The following is a 15,126-nucleotide window of genomic DNA, read 5'->3' as shown; positions in this document are numbered from 1 at the left end:
TGCGGGCGTCCACCCCAGTTCTCCCCCGCCACGCCCGTCCCTACACCCACCATTCCGATCTTCTTACAGGGGCTTTCCGCCGCGTCCTCCCGAGCGTGGGCAAGACCTGCTGCGACGGGCCTCACGGGGTGCGTCGATCCGTACGCCCACACGAGATGATCACTCGTTCGTGAGTTGCGCCCCCGCCCCGCCCGGCGCACCGCGAGCCTTGCGGGGGTGGCGCACGACCGGCGCCGCCCTGTCGCAGCGGCTGTGGGTGGAGGGATGTCATGACGCGGGAGGCGGGACGCCGTGGTGGCCCGGGCGAGCAGGCGGTGCTCCTGGCGGCCGGGCTCGCGGACGTCGCGGTGAGCACGCTGGGTTCGGCGCTCGGCGCCGTACGGGGACTCGCCCGGCGCTCGGACGCGGCGGAGCTGGTGGCGGAGGCCGAGCGGGACCTTTCGGCGCGGGGGCGCCTGATGCTCGACCGGTACGCGACCGTGCCCCCGGCCCATCTGGAGGTCCTCGCCCAGCACGTCCTGGCCCGGCGGGCGGCCGACGGTGACTGAGCGCTGGGAGCCGTCCGCGTTCAAGGCCCGTGTCGACGAGGTGCTGCACCGTTTCGTCGCCGGGGAAGCCGACCTGCTCGCGGCGGTCGACCCGGCTCTCGGGCCGGTGGCCGAGCAGCTTGAGGCGGCGGTCGCGGTCGGCAAGCGGCTGCGGTCGGCGTTCTGCTACTGGGGCTGGCGCGCCGCCCGGCAACCGGACAGCGAGGCGCTGCTGCGGGCGGCGGCGTCCATGGAGCTGGTGCACGCGGCCGCGGTCGTGCACGACGACCTGATCGACGACAGTCCGCTGCGGCACGGCCGGCCCACCGTCCACATGGCCCTCGGTGGTGCCGTGGGGCACCATCCACGGGCGGCGGACGCCGGTCGGTCCCTCGCGATGCTGGTGGGGGACCTGCTCATGTCGCTGGCCGGGCAGCTGTTCGCGACCAGCGGTCTGCCCGCCGCGTACCTCGGCCGGGCCCGGCCCCTGTGGGCGGCCCTCGCGCGGGACCTGATCGCGGGTGAGTGTCTGGAGATCCTCCACACCGGTACCGCTCCGGACACGGCGGCGTCACTGAAGGTGATCCGGTACAAGACCGCCAAGTACACCGTCGAGCAGCCCCTGTTGATCGGCGGCGCCCTCGCCGGTGCGGGTGGGGGGCTGCGGGAGGGGTACAGCGCGTACGGGCTGCCGCTGGGCGAGGCCTTCCAGCTGAGGGACGATCTGCTCGGCCTGTTCGGGGACCCGCGGCACACCGGGAAGGCCACCTGCGACGACGTACGCGGCCATCGGCCCACCGCTCTCCTCGCGGAGACGTGGCGCATCGCGGGTCCCGACGAGCGCGAGCGGCTGAGCGGGCTGCTCGGCCGGCCCGATCTGGACGAGGACGGTCTGGAGGCCGTACGCGGGGTGATGCGCCGGCTCGGGGCGCCCGACCGCGTCGAGAACATGATCACCGTCCGGGTCGGGGAGGCGCTCGGCGCCCTCGACGAGCTCGACGTGCCCGCGCCCGCCACCGCCGCCCTGACCGCCCTGGCGCACTCGGCCGCGGTCCGGCTTTCCTGACCTCGCGTCACAGAGTAGGAGCCTTCCCATGTCACCCACCGACGCATCGACGGACGCCCTCCGGCAGACCGGCGACGAGCTCGCCGACGCCACCGTCGCCGCTCTCTTCGCACGCGGCGAGATGGGCACGTTCAACACCCTGATGCGCTTCTTCTCCACCGCGGGCGCCCCGGTGCCCGACGGGCTGCCCGATGTCGCGAAGGAGTACCTGCGGGCCACGAGCGCCCCGCCGGCCTGGGTGGACTGGGAGGAGATGGAGCAGGCGCGGCTGTTCTTCATCGACAACGACGTGCACATCGCGACCGCCCTGTCCTTCGCCTCCATGCCCGCGTGCTACCTCGTCCCCCACGTGGCGAAGCTGCTCTCCACGACACACGCTCTGAACTACCCGTCCACGCGGATGGCGGCGACGGGCCAGTTCACCGTCTATCTGATGCGGCCCGACGCGTTCGAGGCCGGCAGCCGCTTCCTTCCCGCCGCGCAGAAGGTCCGTCTGCTGCACGCCTCCATCCGCCACCACCTCACGCGCGAGAACCGCTGGGACGCGGAGGCGTCGGGGGTGCCGATCTGTCAGGAGGACATGATCGGCGGGCAGATGTTCTTCTCGCTGCTCGTCCTGGACAGTCTCCACCGCCTCGGGATCCACATGTCCCAGGAGGGGGCGGAGGCCTACTACTACGCCTGGCGGGTGGTCGGCGCCATGCTCGGGGTCGACCAGGACGCGGCCCCCGCGACCCTCGACGACGCCCGCGTGTTCCTCGACCGGTACATGGTCCGGCACATGGGGCCGTCCCCGGAGGGCGCCCACCTGACCCGGCAGCTCATCGAGCTGTACGAGGACATCGTGCCCGGGACCTTCCTCGACCCGGTCGTCCCCGCTCTCGTCCGCCATCTCGTCGGAGACACGTGCGGCGACTGGCTGGAGGTGCCCAGAACGCCCTGGGACACGGTCGTTCGGACGGTGCCGCATCTCCTGGGCGTCCTCGAGACCATCGAGGACCGCTCCCCGCTCGGCGCGTGGGCCCTTGACCGGCTCGGCCACCTCACCGCCCTCTTCGAGCTGTCCTCGCTCACCCGCGGGCGGGTCATGCACTACGCCGTCCCCGAGGACCTCAAGAAGGACTTCGGTCTCCCCGACAGCCCGTCCCGCACCCGCCGCTGGACACCGCCCGCCGCGACGCTCACCCCGTGAACCAGGGAGTCCCGACGGCGGGGGCGCACAGCGATCCGGAAGGCAGTCGCCGGGTGGCGCCCGCCCTCATCGCCGGGTCCACTCCTTCAGGACCGCCGCGACCTGCCGGACGTCGATCAGGCCCTCCGCCACCTGCTCGACGAGGTGGATCGCCTCTTCCGCGGACACCTCGACCGGGAAGCCGGAGGCGTGGAGGTAGGCCGCCGCGACGACCACGCCGTACAGCTCGTTGGAGTGTTCGAGGGCCGGGACGCGTACGAACTGCTCGAGGAGCGCGGCGGCCCGGTGATGCGGCTGGTCGTAGACCGGCGTGTCCATCACCCGGAAGGCGTGGCGCGCACGGGCGGCCTCGAACGCTCCCCAGTCGGAGATCTCCGGGTCGCCGGGGATCTCCTGCTGGGCGACGTCGAGCAGCCAGGACAGATTTATCTGCAGCAGCATTCGGGCGCGCGGCTCAGGCGGCGCCGGTGCCGGTCTTCGTGGGGCGGCCGAACCGCTCCGCGAAGGCCTGCCCGTGCCGGCCGACGAAGAAGCGGGCGCCCTCGACGAACCGGGTGCGCATCAGGTCGGCGTCCAGAACCCGGCCCGCGTAGTCCTCCGCGGGCACGTGCTTCTCCGCCGCGACCCGCTCAAGCGCCGCGTACGCCTCGTCGCTCATCTCGATCCTGAGTTCCCGTGCCATGCGCCCACGGTAGCGGTCCGCCGCCGGTCACGGCAGGGGGCGGTCGAGCCGGGCGTACGGCGCCCCCGGCCCGCACCCCGGGGCTCCCCTCGGGACGCGGACGCCGCCTGTGATCGGATAGGGCCATGGATTCTCGGACCCTGTACCTGTTCAGCGGCGCTGCCTCGCCCGTCTTCGACGTCGCCCGGGTCATCGAGGAGGCGCAGGCCGACGGCTGGGACGTCTGCCTCGGTCTCACGCCGACGGCCGCCCGCTGGCTCGCGCACTCCCTCGACGGGCTCGCCGTGCTCACGGGCCATCCCGTGCGCTGGGACCACAGGCTGCCCGGCGAGCCCGACGTGTGGCCGCCGGCGGACGCGATCGTCGTGGCGCCCGCCACCTTCAACACGGTGAACCAGTGGGCGCTCGGGATCACCGACAAGTGGCTCGTCGGGGTGGTGGCGGAGGGGATCGGCAAGGGGATCCCGATGGCGGTGATGCCCTGTGTGAACTCCGCCCTCGCCGCGCACCCGCAGTTCGAGCGGTCGATCGAGACGCTGCGGGGCGCCGGCGTCAGGGTCCTGTACGGCGAGGGTGGATTCACGCCCCACGAGCCGGACCAGGGGGACACCGAGGTGTTTCCCTGGCGTGAGGCCCTGGACGCCGTGCTGGACGTCCCGCACGCCTCCGCCTGACGGGCGCCCACCCTCGACGTCACCCCTCGGGCTCCGCCACTGCCCTCGCCCCACGTCCGCTACTGCCCCACCCGGCCGTCGACGCACTCGCGCAGCAGGTCGGCGTGTCCGCAGTGGCGGGCGTACTCCTCGATCCGGTGGACCCACAGTTCCCGGACCGAGGTGTCGTCCTGGATCACCCGCGCGCCCAGGTCCGTGCAGGCGGCCAAAGCCTCGTCGGTGGCCGCCTGTTCGCGGGCGAGGTCGGCGAACGCGCCGTCGACGACCGACTGTTCCGCGACGGCGCCGTTGAAGTCGCCGTCGGCGTCCCCGTACAGCGTCGGTTCCGGATCCCCCGGCAGGATCCAGTTGCGCCAGTCCCGCTCCACCTCGGCCAGATGGCGTACGAGGCCGAGCAGGGACATGGTCGACGGCGGCACCGAACGGCGCGCCAGCTCCTCGGGGCCAAGGCCCTCGCACTTCATCCGCAGGGTCAGCCGGTAGCCGCCGAGGAAGTCCCGCAGCGTCGCCAACTCGCCGTCCGGGCTCGCCGCGTCACTGTGGCGCGGGTCCTTGTCGGGGTCCACCCACATGTCGGGGTGGACGCTCGCCTGGCTCCACCGTTCGGGCACATCGCTCGCTGTGTTCACGTGCCGAGCGTCCTGAGCGGCTGTCCGGGGCGCAAGCGAATTTCCCGCGGTGCCGTCGAGCGCCCGCAAGAACTGAGCCCGCCTTCGCGCGGCACGGCGAGAACGTGCCCATTCCCCGGAGGAGTTCGGCAGAGAGCGTGTGCGCCGTGGAGACGATGCGGAGAGATCATTCAGAAACCTTGTTGAAGAAGCCCGTACCCCGGGTTCGCTCTTGATTTGCTCCTGCCAATCCGCACAGGGTTCTCTCGAACGTTTGACGCCCCACACGTCAACACGAGGAGAGATCCCCTTTCATGGCAACTCACAAGCGATCCCACGGTCTTCGCAACGCGGCCATAGCCACTGGTGTGGCGGGCGCCGCAGCCGCGGCGCTGTTCGCGACCAACATCGCCGGAGCGGCCGCCCCGGCCGAAGGGACCGTGCACGGTCTCGGCGCCCCGGGCGCCGTCGCCGGCAGCTTCGTCGTCATCCTCGACGCATCCGCGAACAAGGCGGATCTCGCGAAGAAGTACGGCGGCACGCTGGTGCGCTCCTACGGCTCCGAGGTCAACGGCTTCTCCGCGTCCGGCCTCAGCGTCGAGGAGGCCAAGCGGCTCGCCGCCGACCCCGCCGTCGGGACGGTCGTCCAGAACAAGCGGTTCAGCATCAACGAGACGCAGGAGAAGCCCCCGTCCTGGGGCCTGGACCGGATCGACCAGGCCGACGCGGCGGGCGACCAGAAGTACACCTATCCGGACAACGGCGGCGAGGGCGTGACCGCGTACGTCATCGACACCGGCGTCCGGATCTCGCACCAGGACTTCGGCGGCCGGGCGACCCACGGCTTCGACGCCGTGGACAACGACAACACCGCCGACGACGGCAACGGCCACGGCACCCACGTCGCCGGCACCATCGCCGGCACCTCGCACGGCGTCGCCAAGAAGTCCAAGGTCGTCGCCGTCCGTGTCCTGGACGACAACGGCTCCGGCACCACCGAGCAGGTCGTGGCGGGCATCGACTGGGTCACCCAGAACCACTCCGGGCCCTCGGTCGCGAACATGAGCCTCGGCGGCGGCGCCGACGAGGCGCTCGACGCGGCGGTCAAGCGGGCCATCGACTCCGGCGTGACCTTCGCGGTGGCCGCCGGCAACGAGTCCGCCGACGCCGGGCAGGGCTCGCCGTCCCGGGTGCCTGAAGCGCTCACCGTGGCGTCCAGCACCAAGGACGACGAGCAGTCGGACTTCTCGAACTTCGGCGCCGTCATCGACCTGTACGCCCCCGGCTCGGACATCACGTCGGCCTGGAACGACAGCGACACCGGCACCAAGACGATCTCCGGCACGTCGATGGCCGCTCCTCACGTGGCGGGCGCCGCCGTCCTGTACCTGGCGGCCAACCCCTCCGCGACGCCCGCCGACACCGCGGCGGCGCTGACCGGGGCGGCCACCGCCGACGCCATCAAGAACCCCTCCTCCGGCACCGCGAACAAGCTGCTGAAGGTGGCGCCGTAACAGCACCGCACCCCAGGTCGGCCGACCACTGAGCCACGACGAGGTGGCCCTCCACACACCGGTGGAGGGCCGCTTTCGTGCGCCGGATGCCGGATACTGCTGCGATGCCGCAGACGCCCCCCGCCGTGGAGCCGGAACCCATATCGGCCGACCCGCCGCACCGCGCGGACCTCACCCTGCTCACGCAGTCCTGGCTCGACCTCGCGTTCCTGCACTGGGCCGTGGACCCCGCCGACGTGGCCCCGCTGCTGCCCGCCGGCACCGTGCCCGACACCCTCGACGGCGTCACCTATGTCGGCCTCGTCGCCTTCCGGATGCACCGGGTCGGCTGGTTCCGCCTTCCCGGGCTCCCGTATCTCGGCACCTTCCCCGAGACCAACGTGCGGCTGTACTCGGTGGACGGCCACGGGCGTCGCGGTGTCGTCTTCCGCTCGCTCGACGCGTCCCGGCTGATCCCGGTGACCGTCGGCCGGTGGGCGTTCCGGCTTCCCTACGTCTGGTCGAGGATGAGCGTCCGCAATGACGGCTCCACCGTGACGTACTCCAGCAGCAGGCGGTGGCCCGGGCCGCGCGGCGCCCGCAGCGCGATCAGCGTCGCCATCGGGGAGCGGGTCGAGGAGCCCACCGCGCTCGAACACTTCCTGACCGCGCGCTGGGGCATGCACAGTTCCTTCCTCGGGCGGCAGCTGTACCTTCCGAACACCCACCCCCGCTGGCCGCTGCACCGCGCCCGGCTCCTCGACTGCGACGAGACGCTGCTCGCCGCGGCCGGTCTCGGCCGGCCGCTCGGGGCGCCCGTGAGCGTGCTCTACTCGCCGGGCGTTCCGGTGCGCTTCAGCGGTCCACCGCGCCGGCCGCTCCTCGCCTCCGTCCCGCGCCCCCGTCAAGGCTGAACATCCCCTCTGCTCAGCCGGTACGTCCTCACCGCCGTGCCGCCGAGGACCGCCGCCCGTTCCGCGTGGCTCAGCGCGGCCGTGAGGTCCCGGGCCGTCGCGAGCGTGTCGCCGTACGAGGCCGCCAGGGTGCAGACCGGCCAGTCGGAGCCGAACATCAGACGGTCCGGGCCGAAGGCGCCGAGCAGGGTGTCGGCGTACGGGCGCAGATCCCCCACGGTCCAGGTGCCGCGCTCGGCCTCGGTGAGGAGGCCCGAGAGCTTGCCCGTGGTGTTCGGCAGCGCGGCGAAGGCGCGCAGGCGGGTCGCCCACGGTTCGAGCCGTCCGCTCGCGATCGGCGGTTTCGCGGCGTGGTCGAGCACGAACGTCAGCTCGGGGAGTTCCGCCGCCGCCGCGGTCGCGGCGGGCAGCTGGTGCGGGAGGATCACCAGGTCGTACGCGAGCCCGGCGCCGGCCACCGCCCCGAGGCCGCGCAGGACGTCGGGGCGCAGCAGCCACGCGGGGTCCGGTTCCGACTGGACCTGGTGGCGGACGCCCACCAGGTGCTCGCCGCCCGGCAGGTCGAGCAGGGCGGCCAGGGTGTCCGCCACGTCGGGTGCCGTGAGGTCCGTCCAGCCCACGACACCGGCGATGAGGTCGCTGTCGCGGGCGGTGGCCAGCATCTCGGGGGTCTCTTCGGCCACGGTCACCGTCTGGACGAGCACGGTGGCCGTCACCCCCGACGCCTCGGTCTCGGCCCTCAGGTCGCGCTCCGTGAAGGTCCGGCGCAGCGGGGCGAGCGCGGGTCCCGTGATCCAGTCCTGGTCGCGGACGGAGAGGTCCCAGAGGTGGTGGTGGGCGTCGACGACGAGAGTGCCGCTCACCCCTGCCACACCACGGGCGGTACGGCGTCCGCGCCGTCGCCGGAGCAGTCGTGCGCGTACGCGCCGACGCGGTCGGCGCGGGCCCGGGTGTGCCGGGCGATTCTCATCGGCCTGTCCTCCCGCTCGGGACGGGTGCGTCTTCGGGGAGGTGGCGTTCGCCTCGCAGATCGTCCCAGAGGGCGGCCGGGATGTCGCGGGCCAGCATGTCGGCGGCGTCCGCGGCCTCGTCCTCGCTGCGCAGGCCCAGGAGGACGCCCGCGACGGCGGGGTGGCCGAGCGGGAACCGGGCGGCCGCGGCCCGCAGGGGCACCCCGTGGCGCTCGCAGATCTCCCGCAGCCGGTGGGCCCGCCGGAGCGTCTCCGGTGGCGCCGGGGCGTAGTCGTACGTGGTGCCCGGCCGGGGATCGGCGAGCAGGCCCGAGTTGAAGACGCCTCCGGCGACGACGGAGACGCCTCTGCGCCGCGCGGCCGGCAGCAGGTCGGCCAGGCCGCTCTGGTCGAGCAGGGTGTAGCGGCCCGCGAGGAGGACGGCGTCGATGTCGGTCTCGGTGACGAAGCGGGTAGGGAGGGCGGTCTGGTTCATGCCGACGCCGACGGCCCGGACGACGCCCTCGGCGCGCAGCCGTTCCAGGGCCGGGTACGCCTCGCGCAGGGCCTGCTCGGCGTGGTCGTCGGGGTCGTGCAGGTACACGATGTCGACGCGGTCGAGCCCGAGCCGTTCCAGGCTCTCTTCGAGGGCGCGCCGGACGCCGTCCCCGCTGAAGTCCCACCGCCGGCGGTGAGTGGCGGGAACCGCGAAGCCGTGCGCGAGGTCGTCGCCGGTGGCGCCGGGGTCGGGGACGAGGAGCCGCCCGACCTTGGTGGAGACGGTGTACGTGTCGCGGGGCCGGTCGCGCAGAAATGCGCCGAGCCGCCGCTCGGACAGCCCGAGGCCGTAGTGCGGCGCGGTGTCGAAGGACCGGATGCCGCGGTCCCACGCGGTCGCGAGGGCCCGGGCGGCCTCCTCGTCGGTGACGGCCCGGTAGAGGTTGCCGATGGCGGCCGCGCCGAAGGCGAGACGGGTCGTCCAGGCGTCCGACGTGCCTAGGGGGACGCGGTCGAGGACGGTCATGTGGTCGCCGGTCGTGGTCGGAGTCCGGACATGCCGCCGTCGACGGCGAGCGCGGTGCCCGTCACGGAGCCGGCGGCCGGGGAGGCGAGGTAGACGACGGCCGCCGCGACCTCGTCCGCGCTGACGAGCCGCCCGGTGGGCTGGCGCGCGCTGAGCGCCGCGCGTTCGGCCTCCGGGTCGTCGGCGTCGTCGAGCAGCCGGGCGACCCAGGGGGTGTCCACGGTGCCGGGGTTGACGCAGTTGACGCGGATGCCCTCCCGTACGTGGTCGGCGGCCATGGCGAGCGTCAGGGAGAGCACGGCTCCCTTGCTCGCCGAGTAGAGGGCCCGCTGGGGCAGGCCGGCGGTGGCGGCGATGGAGCAGACGTTGACGACGGCGGCGTTCTCGGAGCGGCGCAGATGGGGCAGGGCGGCCCGGGTCGTACGGACGACGCCGAGGACGTTGACGTCGAGGACGTCGTGCCACTGGCCGTCGGGGTTGTCCTCGACGGTCCCGGCCGCGCCGATGCCCGCGTTGTTGACCAGGATGTCGATGCCGCCGAGGGCGGTGGCGGCGGCCGCGACCGCCGCGCGTACGGAGGCGTCGTCGCCGACGTCCGCGCGGAGGGCGGTGAGCGTCCCGGGGGCCGCATCCGGGTTCAGGTCGAGGACGGCGACGGCGACGCCCTGGGCGTCCAGCATCCGGGCGACGGCGCGTCCGATGCCGGAGGCCCCGCCGGTGACGACGGCGCGCAGGCCGGCGAGGGGAGGTGTGGTCATGCCGTCACCCCCGCCGGGGCGGTCGCCGCCAGGTCGGCCGCCCAGAACGTCCCGTCGGGGTAGGTGAAGGCGGCGAGGGAGGCCGGGTGCATGGCGGCGGAGAAGCCCGGGGCGGTGGGGGCGGTGTAGGAGCCCTCGTGGACGACGGCCGGGTGGGTGAAGTGCTCGTGGAGGTGGTCGACGAATTCGATGACGCGGTCCTCGGTGGTGCCGCTGAGTGCCACGTAGTCGAACATCGCCAGGTGCTGGACGAGTTCGCAGAGGCCCACGCCGCCGGCGTGCGGGCATACGGGCACGCCGTACTTGGCCGCGAGGAGCAGGATGGCGAGGTTCTCGTTGACCCCGCCGACCCGGGCCGCGTCCAGCTGGACGATGTCCACGGCGTTCGCCTGGAGCAGCTGCTTGAACACGACGCGGTTCTGTACGTGCTCCCCCGTGGCCACCTTGACCGGGGCGACGGCGGCACGGATCCGGGCGTGACCCAGGATGTCGTCGGGACTGGTGGGTTCCTCGATCCAGTACGGGTCGAACTCGGCGAGCGCCCGGGTCCACTCGATCGCCTCGGTCACGTTCCACCGCTGGTTGGCGTCGACGGCCAGGCGGACGTCCGGGCCGACGGCGGCGCGGGCTGTGCGGCAGCGGCGTATGTCGTCCGCGAGGTCGGCGCCCACCTTCAGCTTGATCTGGGTGAATCCCGCGGCCACCGCCTCCTCGGCCAGCCGGGTGAGCTTCTCGTCGGAGTAGCCCAGCCAGCCCGGCGAGGTCGTGTAGGCGGGGTAGCCCCGGGCGCGCAGGGTTCTCTCGCGTTCGGCCCGCCCGCCCTGGCCCCGCCGCAGCAGGTCAAGTGCCTCTTCGGGGGTGAGGGCGTCGGCGATGTAACGGAAGTCGACCTGGGAGACGAGCCATTCGGGGTCGGCGTCGGCAAGCAGCTTCCACAGGGGCTTGTTCCGTCGTTTGGCGGCGAGGTCCCAGACGGCGTTGACCACGGCCCCGACGGCCATGTGCATGACGCCCTTCTCCGGGCCGAGCCAGCGGAGCTGGCTGTCACCGGTCAGCGCGCGGCTGATCAGGCCGGGATCGGCGCACAGTTCGTCGACGGGCCGGCCGATGACATGGGGGCGCAGGGCCTCGATGGCGGCGACCTGGACATCGTTGCCACGCCCGATGGTGAAGGCGAAACCGTGTCCGGTGAGGCCGTCGGGCTCGTCGGTGCGCAGGACGAGGTAGGCCGCGGAGTAGTCGGGGTCCGGGTTCATCGCGTCGGAGCCGTCGAGTCGGCGGGAGGTGGGGAAGCGGATGTCGTGGGTGTCCATCGCGATGACCCGCGTGATGTCAGGGGACAACGGGGTTCCTTTCACGCCTGGGCTGCCTGCTCGGTGTTCGGCGGCAGTGCCGGACCCACCCGGAGCGGCCCCAACGACCAGCACAGATCGGGTGATTGGCCTGTCGAGCGTGAACGATACGGCGCTCGCGAGAGCCGGGGCAAGGAGACATCGGATGTTTCTCGGCCTCATGCTTCCGGGTGGGCGTCCCATCGCCCGACGACACCGGGGAGCTCGACACGGGAGCGGATGCCCAGCCTGGCGAAGACGCTCCGGAGGTGGTGGTCCACGGTCCGGGGACTGAGCGTGAGGCGGTCGGCGACCTCCCGGTTGGTGGCGCCCCCGGCCACGAGACGGGCGATCCGCTGCTGCTGGGGCGTCAGCCGGCCCAGCGCCGCCGGGTCCGTGACCCCGCCGGTGGAGCCGCCCGTGGCACGCAGTTCGGAGCGGGCGTGCTCGGCCCAGCCGCCCGCGGCGGCCCTTTCGAAGGTGACCAGGGCGTCGCTCAGCGGACCGCGCGCGTCGGCGGGCCGCCGGCGGCGCCGCAGCCAGGTGCCGTAGGCCAGGAGGGTCCGGGCGCGCTCGAAGTCGTTGCCGCAGCTGTCGTGGCGGCGGACGGCCTCACGGAACCAGTACGACGGCTCCTCGCCCTGCGCGAGCAGCGCCCGGCAGCGGGCCAGTTGGGGCGGCGCGGTGCGGTCGATGCCCTGCACGGCCCAGACAGCGTACTCCTCCGCCGCTTCCCGCGCCTCCGCGCGCCGCCCGGACACGACGGCCGCCTCCACGAAACAGGGCACCACCAGCATCCGCAGCGCGAAGTGCCCGCTCCGGGGCCCCGGCTGGACGAGCGGGAGCAGCCGCGCGGTCGCCTGGGCGGCGAGACCGCGCCCGAACTCGTCCCGCGCCAGCGCCCATTCGGCGAGGGTCGCGGCCTGGACCAGGCCGTGGGGGCGCGCCGTGTCGAGGGCCCGCCCCGCGTGTTCCGTCACAGTGTGCCCGTCTCCGGACACGGAGGCCACGAGCGCCAGGACGGCGTGCTGGTGGGCGGCGACGTTGCGCTGGCCGGTCTGCTCGGCCGCCCGCAGTCCCTCGCGCGCGGTGCGCTCGGCCCTGCTGTACCGGCCGGACCTGAGCTCGGCGTAGGCGAGGTGCTCCAGGGCCCTGGGCACCAGAGCCGTACGGTGCTCCGCCCGGGCGCGGGCGAGCGCCCGGGCGTGGATCCGGGACGCCGCCGCGGTGTCGCCGAGCACGAGCGCGGCCGAACCCGCCCGCAGGAGCAGCTGCGGGTCGTCCTCCGCGCCGTCCCGCGCGACCACCCGCGCGAGGGCGGAACGGGCCTGGTCAAGGCGGAGGTCGAGAGCGGCCCGCAGCCCCTCGACGAAGTCGCGTTCGGTGCCCCGGGCGGCCTTGCCGGGGTCGAGGGCGGCCAGGCACGCGGAGACGTCACCCCCCGCCCACGCCGCCTCCATGGCGAGGAACCGGGCGTCCGACGCCTCCGCCGGCGCCCGGTCCGCGAGCAGCTCCGCCGCCTGAAGCAGCGCCTCGTGCGCGTCCATGACCGGGCCGTCGGCGAGCGCCGCGAGACCGCGGACGAGCTGGGAGCGGCCACGGACCACGGGGGCGAGGGCGCGCACGGCGGCGGACGGGCCGAGCCGGTCGGCGCGGTGCCCCTCGCCGCGGACGAGCGTGGGGTCCACCGGTACGGCGGGGCGGGTCCCGACGGGGGCGGGTGCCGGGTGTCCCCCGTGCCAGGAGGCGGGCGCGGCGGCGAGCGCCGCGCCGCCGAGGAACGGGTCCTCGAAGCGGAGCAGGTCGCCACGGCGACAGAGCAGTCCGTCCGCGATCAGGCCGTCCAGCGGCTCGACGGAGGTCCGGGTCAGCCGCGCGGTGGCGAACACGGCACCGAGCTGGACCTCGTACGCCTGGGAGGGTGCGGGCGGGGACGCCTGGAAGGGTCCGGGCGCGTCCGTCTCGGCGGAGCCGAACGCGGCGAGCGGTCCAGGTGCGTTCGCCTCGGCGGCCGGGTCGTACGCGGCGAGCTGTCCGGAAGGCTCGCCCCTCCGGGCCGGGTCGTCGGCTTCGGTGCGGCCGGTCAGGGCCACGACCGCGAGCAGGCGGCGGGAGTCCGCCGGGAGGCCGTCCACGAGACCGCCGTACACCTCGGCGAGGACGGCGCCGTCGACCAGGGGTGAGGGCGCGGCCCCGGTGTCGGTGACGGACACCAGGCGCCGTACCGCGGAGGCCAGGACGCCGGGGTGTCCGGCCGCCTCGTCGAGCAGCCGTTCCGTCACCCCGGCGGGGAGCGGGGCGGCGCACAGGTCGTCCAGGAGGGCCCGCGCGCCCGCCCGGGTGAGCCTCCCGAGCCGTACCGTCTCCGCGTCCGGCACGTCGGGGAGCCGGTGGTGACGGGCTGTCGACACGAGCCACACCGTGCCGCCCGGCCGGCCGACGGTCTCCCGCCAGGCCGTGGTGAGCGCGGCGCGCGAGTGGGCGTCCCAGAGGTGCAGGTCGTCCAGGCAGATGAGGACCTGACGGCCGCCGGTCAGGCCGTCGACGACCGCGGCGAGGCCCTCCTCACCCCGCGCGAGCCGCAGCGCGCGGCGCCCGCCGGACGGGTGGGGGGCGAGGGCGGCGCACAGGGCCCGTACTCCGCTCCACGGGCCCCGGTGCGAGGGCGCGGCGACCCGGTGGGCGGTGCCGGGGAAGTCGTGGGCCGCCCGCGCGAGGAGCGCCGTACGGCCCTCGCCGGGGTCACCGGTGACGAACAGGACGCCGCCCGTTCCGCTGCCGGCCCGGGCCGAGAGCCGTGTCACCGCGGCGAGTTCGGCCGTACGGTCGTAGAGCCGCGGGCCGGGGGCGGCGGCGTGGGTCGCTCCGCTCACGACAGGCACGTTACCGACCCGTAGGGAACGGTGGAAGGCTCCCGGGCGTGGGCGTGGGCAGCGGCCCAGACCCGGGAGCCGTGTCATGTGACGGCGCACAGAGCCCGCGCGCCGTCCCTCGTCAGGAACCGTGCGGGCAGGTGCCCCGGTACTCCTCGATCGTCAGACTGGGCCGCGGCAGCGGGCAGAGGAACTGCTCGTAGCGGGTGTCGTCGTCGATGAAGCGCTTGAGCCAGGAGATGCTGTACTTCGCGATCGTCGTGTTCGAGGTGTTCGGGGTGAAGTGCGTGGCGCCGTTCAGCTCCAGGTACGCCTTGTCGAGGGAGCTGGGCATGCTCTCGTAGAAGGGTTCCGAGTGGCTGGCGACGGGGGCGACCGTGTCGCCGTCCGCGCCGATGACCAGGGTGGGCGTGCTGATCTCGGGCCAGGTCTTGTCCGTGTTCCACCCGGTCAGGGGGATCGCGGCCTTCAGCGAGGGCCGGCTCTTGGCGGCTTCGAGGGATCCCCCGCCGCCCATGGAGTGGCCCATCACGCCGAGGCGGGACGCGTCGACCCTGCCCCGTACGGAGCTGCGCTGGGTCAGGTGGTCGAGCGCGGCGAGGAGCTGGCGTCCGCGGCTGTCCGGCTGGTCGACCGTGGTGAGGGTGTCGATGGTGAACACCACGAAGCCCTGCGAGGCCAGGCGCGGCCCCAGCCAGGCGATCGAGGACTGGTAGGCGGTGAAGCCCGGCGAGATCACGACGGCGCCGAACGTCCCGTCGCTCGTGGTCGTCGGGTAGTAGATGGTGCCGCCGCCGAAGCCGCTGGCGGCGAGGGAGGAGACGCTGGTCTCGGAGACGGCGTAGGGGCCGCGCAGCGCCTCGATGCTCGACTGGGTGGGGGCGGGGCCCCGCTCGTAGGGGTTGGCGGCGGCGCCGGCGGCGCTGACGCCGGGGGTGGCGAGCAGGGTGAGGCAGGCGGCGGTGGCGGTGGCGGCCGCGGCGAGGTGTCGTTTCACGACGGAGTCGTCCTCTCGTGTCGTGTGACGGCCGCCC

The 15,126-nt window shown here is 73.8% G+C and carries 15 protein-coding genes; 6 read left to right on the top strand and 9 right to left on the bottom strand.

The features are described from left to right. The first annotated feature begins 269 nt into the window (after positions 1 to 269). Genes ACZ4VK_RS10040 through ACZ4VK_RS10030 form a run of 3 tightly spaced genes read left to right on the top strand, consistent with a single transcriptional unit; the run spans position 270 to position 2,785 of the window. Complete coding sequence (locus tag ACZ4VK_RS10040; protein ID WP_468350406.1) at positions 270 to 548, top strand: polyprenyl synthetase; 279 nt, start codon at positions 270 to 272, stop codon at positions 546 to 548. Continuing rightward, the gene (locus ACZ4VK_RS10035; protein WP_468350404.1) at positions 541 to 1,593 is read left to right on the top strand and encodes a polyprenyl synthetase family protein; all 1,053 of its coding nucleotides are present in this window, start codon (positions 541 to 543) and stop codon (positions 1,591 to 1,593) included. Before ACZ4VK_RS10040 ends, ACZ4VK_RS10035 begins: the two co-directional genes overlap by 8 nt. 28 nt (positions 1,594 to 1,621) lie before the next feature. Further along, complete coding sequence (locus ACZ4VK_RS10030) at positions 1,622 to 2,785, top strand: oxygenase MpaB family protein (protein ID WP_468350402.1); 1,164 nt, start codon at positions 1,622 to 1,624, stop codon at positions 2,783 to 2,785. Positions 2,786 to 2,851: 66 nt separating this feature from the next. Here ACZ4VK_RS10030 and ACZ4VK_RS10025 read toward each other — a convergent pair whose 3' ends face one another. Continuing rightward, positions 2,852 to 3,226, bottom strand: a complete 375-nt coding sequence (locus ACZ4VK_RS10025; RefSeq protein WP_468350399.1) for a fic family toxin-antitoxin system, toxin component — start codon at positions 3,224 to 3,226, stop codon at positions 2,852 to 2,854. A gap of 13 nt (positions 3,227 to 3,239) precedes the next feature. Continuing rightward, complete coding sequence (locus ACZ4VK_RS10020) at positions 3,240 to 3,467, bottom strand: hypothetical protein (protein WP_468350397.1); 228 nt, start codon at positions 3,465 to 3,467, stop codon at positions 3,240 to 3,242. A 125-nt stretch (positions 3,468 to 3,592) separates the two neighbouring features. On the opposite strand from ACZ4VK_RS10020, the gene ACZ4VK_RS10015 reads away from it, so the two are divergent. Then, positions 3,593 to 4,141: a flavoprotein gene (locus tag ACZ4VK_RS10015; RefSeq protein ID WP_468350395.1), complete on the top strand. Its 549-nt coding sequence runs from the start codon at positions 3,593 to 3,595 to the stop codon at positions 4,139 to 4,141. 59 nt (positions 4,142 to 4,200) lie between these two features. Here the strand turns inward: ACZ4VK_RS10015 and ACZ4VK_RS10010 are convergent, their stop codons facing one another. Continuing rightward, a complete protein-coding gene (locus ACZ4VK_RS10010) occupies positions 4,201 to 4,713 on the bottom strand; it encodes a DinB family protein (protein ID WP_468350821.1) in 513 nt (170 codons plus the stop codon). A gap of 350 nt (positions 4,714 to 5,063) precedes the next feature. Between ACZ4VK_RS10010 and ACZ4VK_RS10005 the strand changes: the two genes are divergently transcribed. Both ACZ4VK_RS10005 and ACZ4VK_RS10000 read left to right on the top strand, forming a co-directional pair. Next, the gene (locus ACZ4VK_RS10005; protein ID WP_468350393.1) at positions 5,064 to 6,263 is read left to right on the top strand and encodes a S8 family peptidase; all 1,200 of its coding nucleotides are present in this window, start codon (positions 5,064 to 5,066) and stop codon (positions 6,261 to 6,263) included. Positions 6,264 to 6,367: 104 nt separating this feature from the next. Next, positions 6,368 to 7,156 carry a YqjF family protein gene (locus tag ACZ4VK_RS10000; RefSeq protein WP_468350391.1) on the top strand — a complete coding sequence of 263 codons (789 nt, stop codon included), beginning with the start codon at positions 6,368 to 6,370 and terminating at the stop codon, positions 7,154 to 7,156. Here ACZ4VK_RS10000 and ACZ4VK_RS09995 read toward each other — a convergent pair. From ACZ4VK_RS09995 to bdeA, 6 genes are all read right to left on the bottom strand, one after another. Then, complete coding sequence (locus tag ACZ4VK_RS09995) at positions 7,147 to 8,019, bottom strand: amidohydrolase family protein (RefSeq protein WP_468350389.1); 873 nt, start codon at positions 8,017 to 8,019, stop codon at positions 7,147 to 7,149. The genes ACZ4VK_RS10000 and ACZ4VK_RS09995 overlap by 10 nt on opposite strands. 103 nt (positions 8,020 to 8,122) lie before the next feature. Next, positions 8,123 to 9,130 (bottom strand): aldo/keto reductase, encoded by a 1,008-nt coding sequence (locus ACZ4VK_RS09990; RefSeq protein ID WP_468350387.1) that lies wholly within the window; start codon positions 9,128 to 9,130, stop codon positions 8,123 to 8,125. Continuing rightward, positions 9,127 to 9,888 carry an SDR family NAD(P)-dependent oxidoreductase gene (locus tag ACZ4VK_RS09985; protein ID WP_468350385.1) on the bottom strand — a complete coding sequence of 254 codons (762 nt, stop codon included), beginning with the start codon at positions 9,886 to 9,888 and terminating at the stop codon, positions 9,127 to 9,129. The genes ACZ4VK_RS09990 and ACZ4VK_RS09985 overlap by 4 nt, the downstream gene beginning before the upstream one ends. Further along, the gene (locus ACZ4VK_RS09980; protein ID WP_468350819.1) at positions 9,885 to 11,201 is read right to left on the bottom strand and encodes an L-fuconate dehydratase; all 1,317 of its coding nucleotides are present in this window, start codon (positions 11,199 to 11,201) and stop codon (positions 9,885 to 9,887) included. Before ACZ4VK_RS09980 ends, ACZ4VK_RS09985 begins: the two co-directional genes overlap by 4 nt. 197 nt (positions 11,202 to 11,398) lie before the next feature. Continuing rightward, the gene (locus ACZ4VK_RS09975) at positions 11,399 to 14,092 is read right to left on the bottom strand and encodes a helix-turn-helix transcriptional regulator (protein ID WP_468350383.1); all 2,694 of its coding nucleotides are present in this window, start codon (positions 14,090 to 14,092) and stop codon (positions 11,399 to 11,401) included. Between the two features lie 121 nt (positions 14,093 to 14,213). Further along, positions 14,214 to 15,089, bottom strand: coding sequence for a bis(hydroxyethyl) terephthalate hydrolase (gene bdeA, locus ACZ4VK_RS09970; RefSeq protein WP_468350381.1), 876 nt, complete (start codon positions 15,087 to 15,089; stop codon positions 14,214 to 14,216). Positions 15,090 to 15,126 lie beyond the last annotated feature (37 nt).

This window comes from Streptomyces sp. NPDC028711, from assembly GCF_055565415.1.
Note: the sequence above shows the minus strand (reverse complement) of the source record. Positions and strands in the feature narration are given on the sequence as shown.

Excerpts from the sequence above, each read along its gene's own strand:
- ACZ4VK_RS10040 (WP_468350406.1), top strand. The coding sequence starts at position 270 with ATGACGCGGGAGGCGGGACGCCGTGGTGGCCCGGGCGAGCAGGCGGTG.
- ACZ4VK_RS10030 (WP_468350402.1), top strand. The coding sequence starts at position 1,622 with ATGTCACCCACCGACGCATCGACGGACGCCCTCCGGCAGACCGGCGAC.
- ACZ4VK_RS10025 (WP_468350399.1), bottom strand. The coding sequence starts at position 3,226 with ATGCTGCTGCAGATAAATCTGTCCTGGCTGCTCGACGTCGCCCAGCAG.
- ACZ4VK_RS10020 (WP_468350397.1), bottom strand. The coding sequence starts at position 3,467 with ATGGCACGGGAACTCAGGATCGAGATGAGCGACGAGGCGTACGCGGCG.
- ACZ4VK_RS10015 (WP_468350395.1), top strand. The coding sequence starts at position 3,593 with ATGGATTCTCGGACCCTGTACCTGTTCAGCGGCGCTGCCTCGCCCGTC.
- ACZ4VK_RS10010 (WP_468350821.1), bottom strand. The coding sequence starts at position 4,713 with ATGTGGGTGGACCCCGACAAGGACCCGCGCCACAGTGACGCGGCGAGC.
- ACZ4VK_RS10005 (WP_468350393.1), top strand. The coding sequence starts at position 5,064 with ATGGCAACTCACAAGCGATCCCACGGTCTTCGCAACGCGGCCATAGCC.
- ACZ4VK_RS10000 (WP_468350391.1), top strand. The coding sequence starts at position 6,368 with ATGCCGCAGACGCCCCCCGCCGTGGAGCCGGAACCCATATCGGCCGAC.
- ACZ4VK_RS09990 (WP_468350387.1), bottom strand. The coding sequence starts at position 9,130 with ATGACCGTCCTCGACCGCGTCCCCCTAGGCACGTCGGACGCCTGGACG.
- ACZ4VK_RS09985 (WP_468350385.1), bottom strand. The coding sequence starts at position 9,888 with ATGACCACACCTCCCCTCGCCGGCCTGCGCGCCGTCGTCACCGGCGGG.
- ACZ4VK_RS09980 (WP_468350819.1), bottom strand. The coding sequence starts at position 11,201 with ATGGACACCCACGACATCCGCTTCCCCACCTCCCGCCGACTCGACGGC.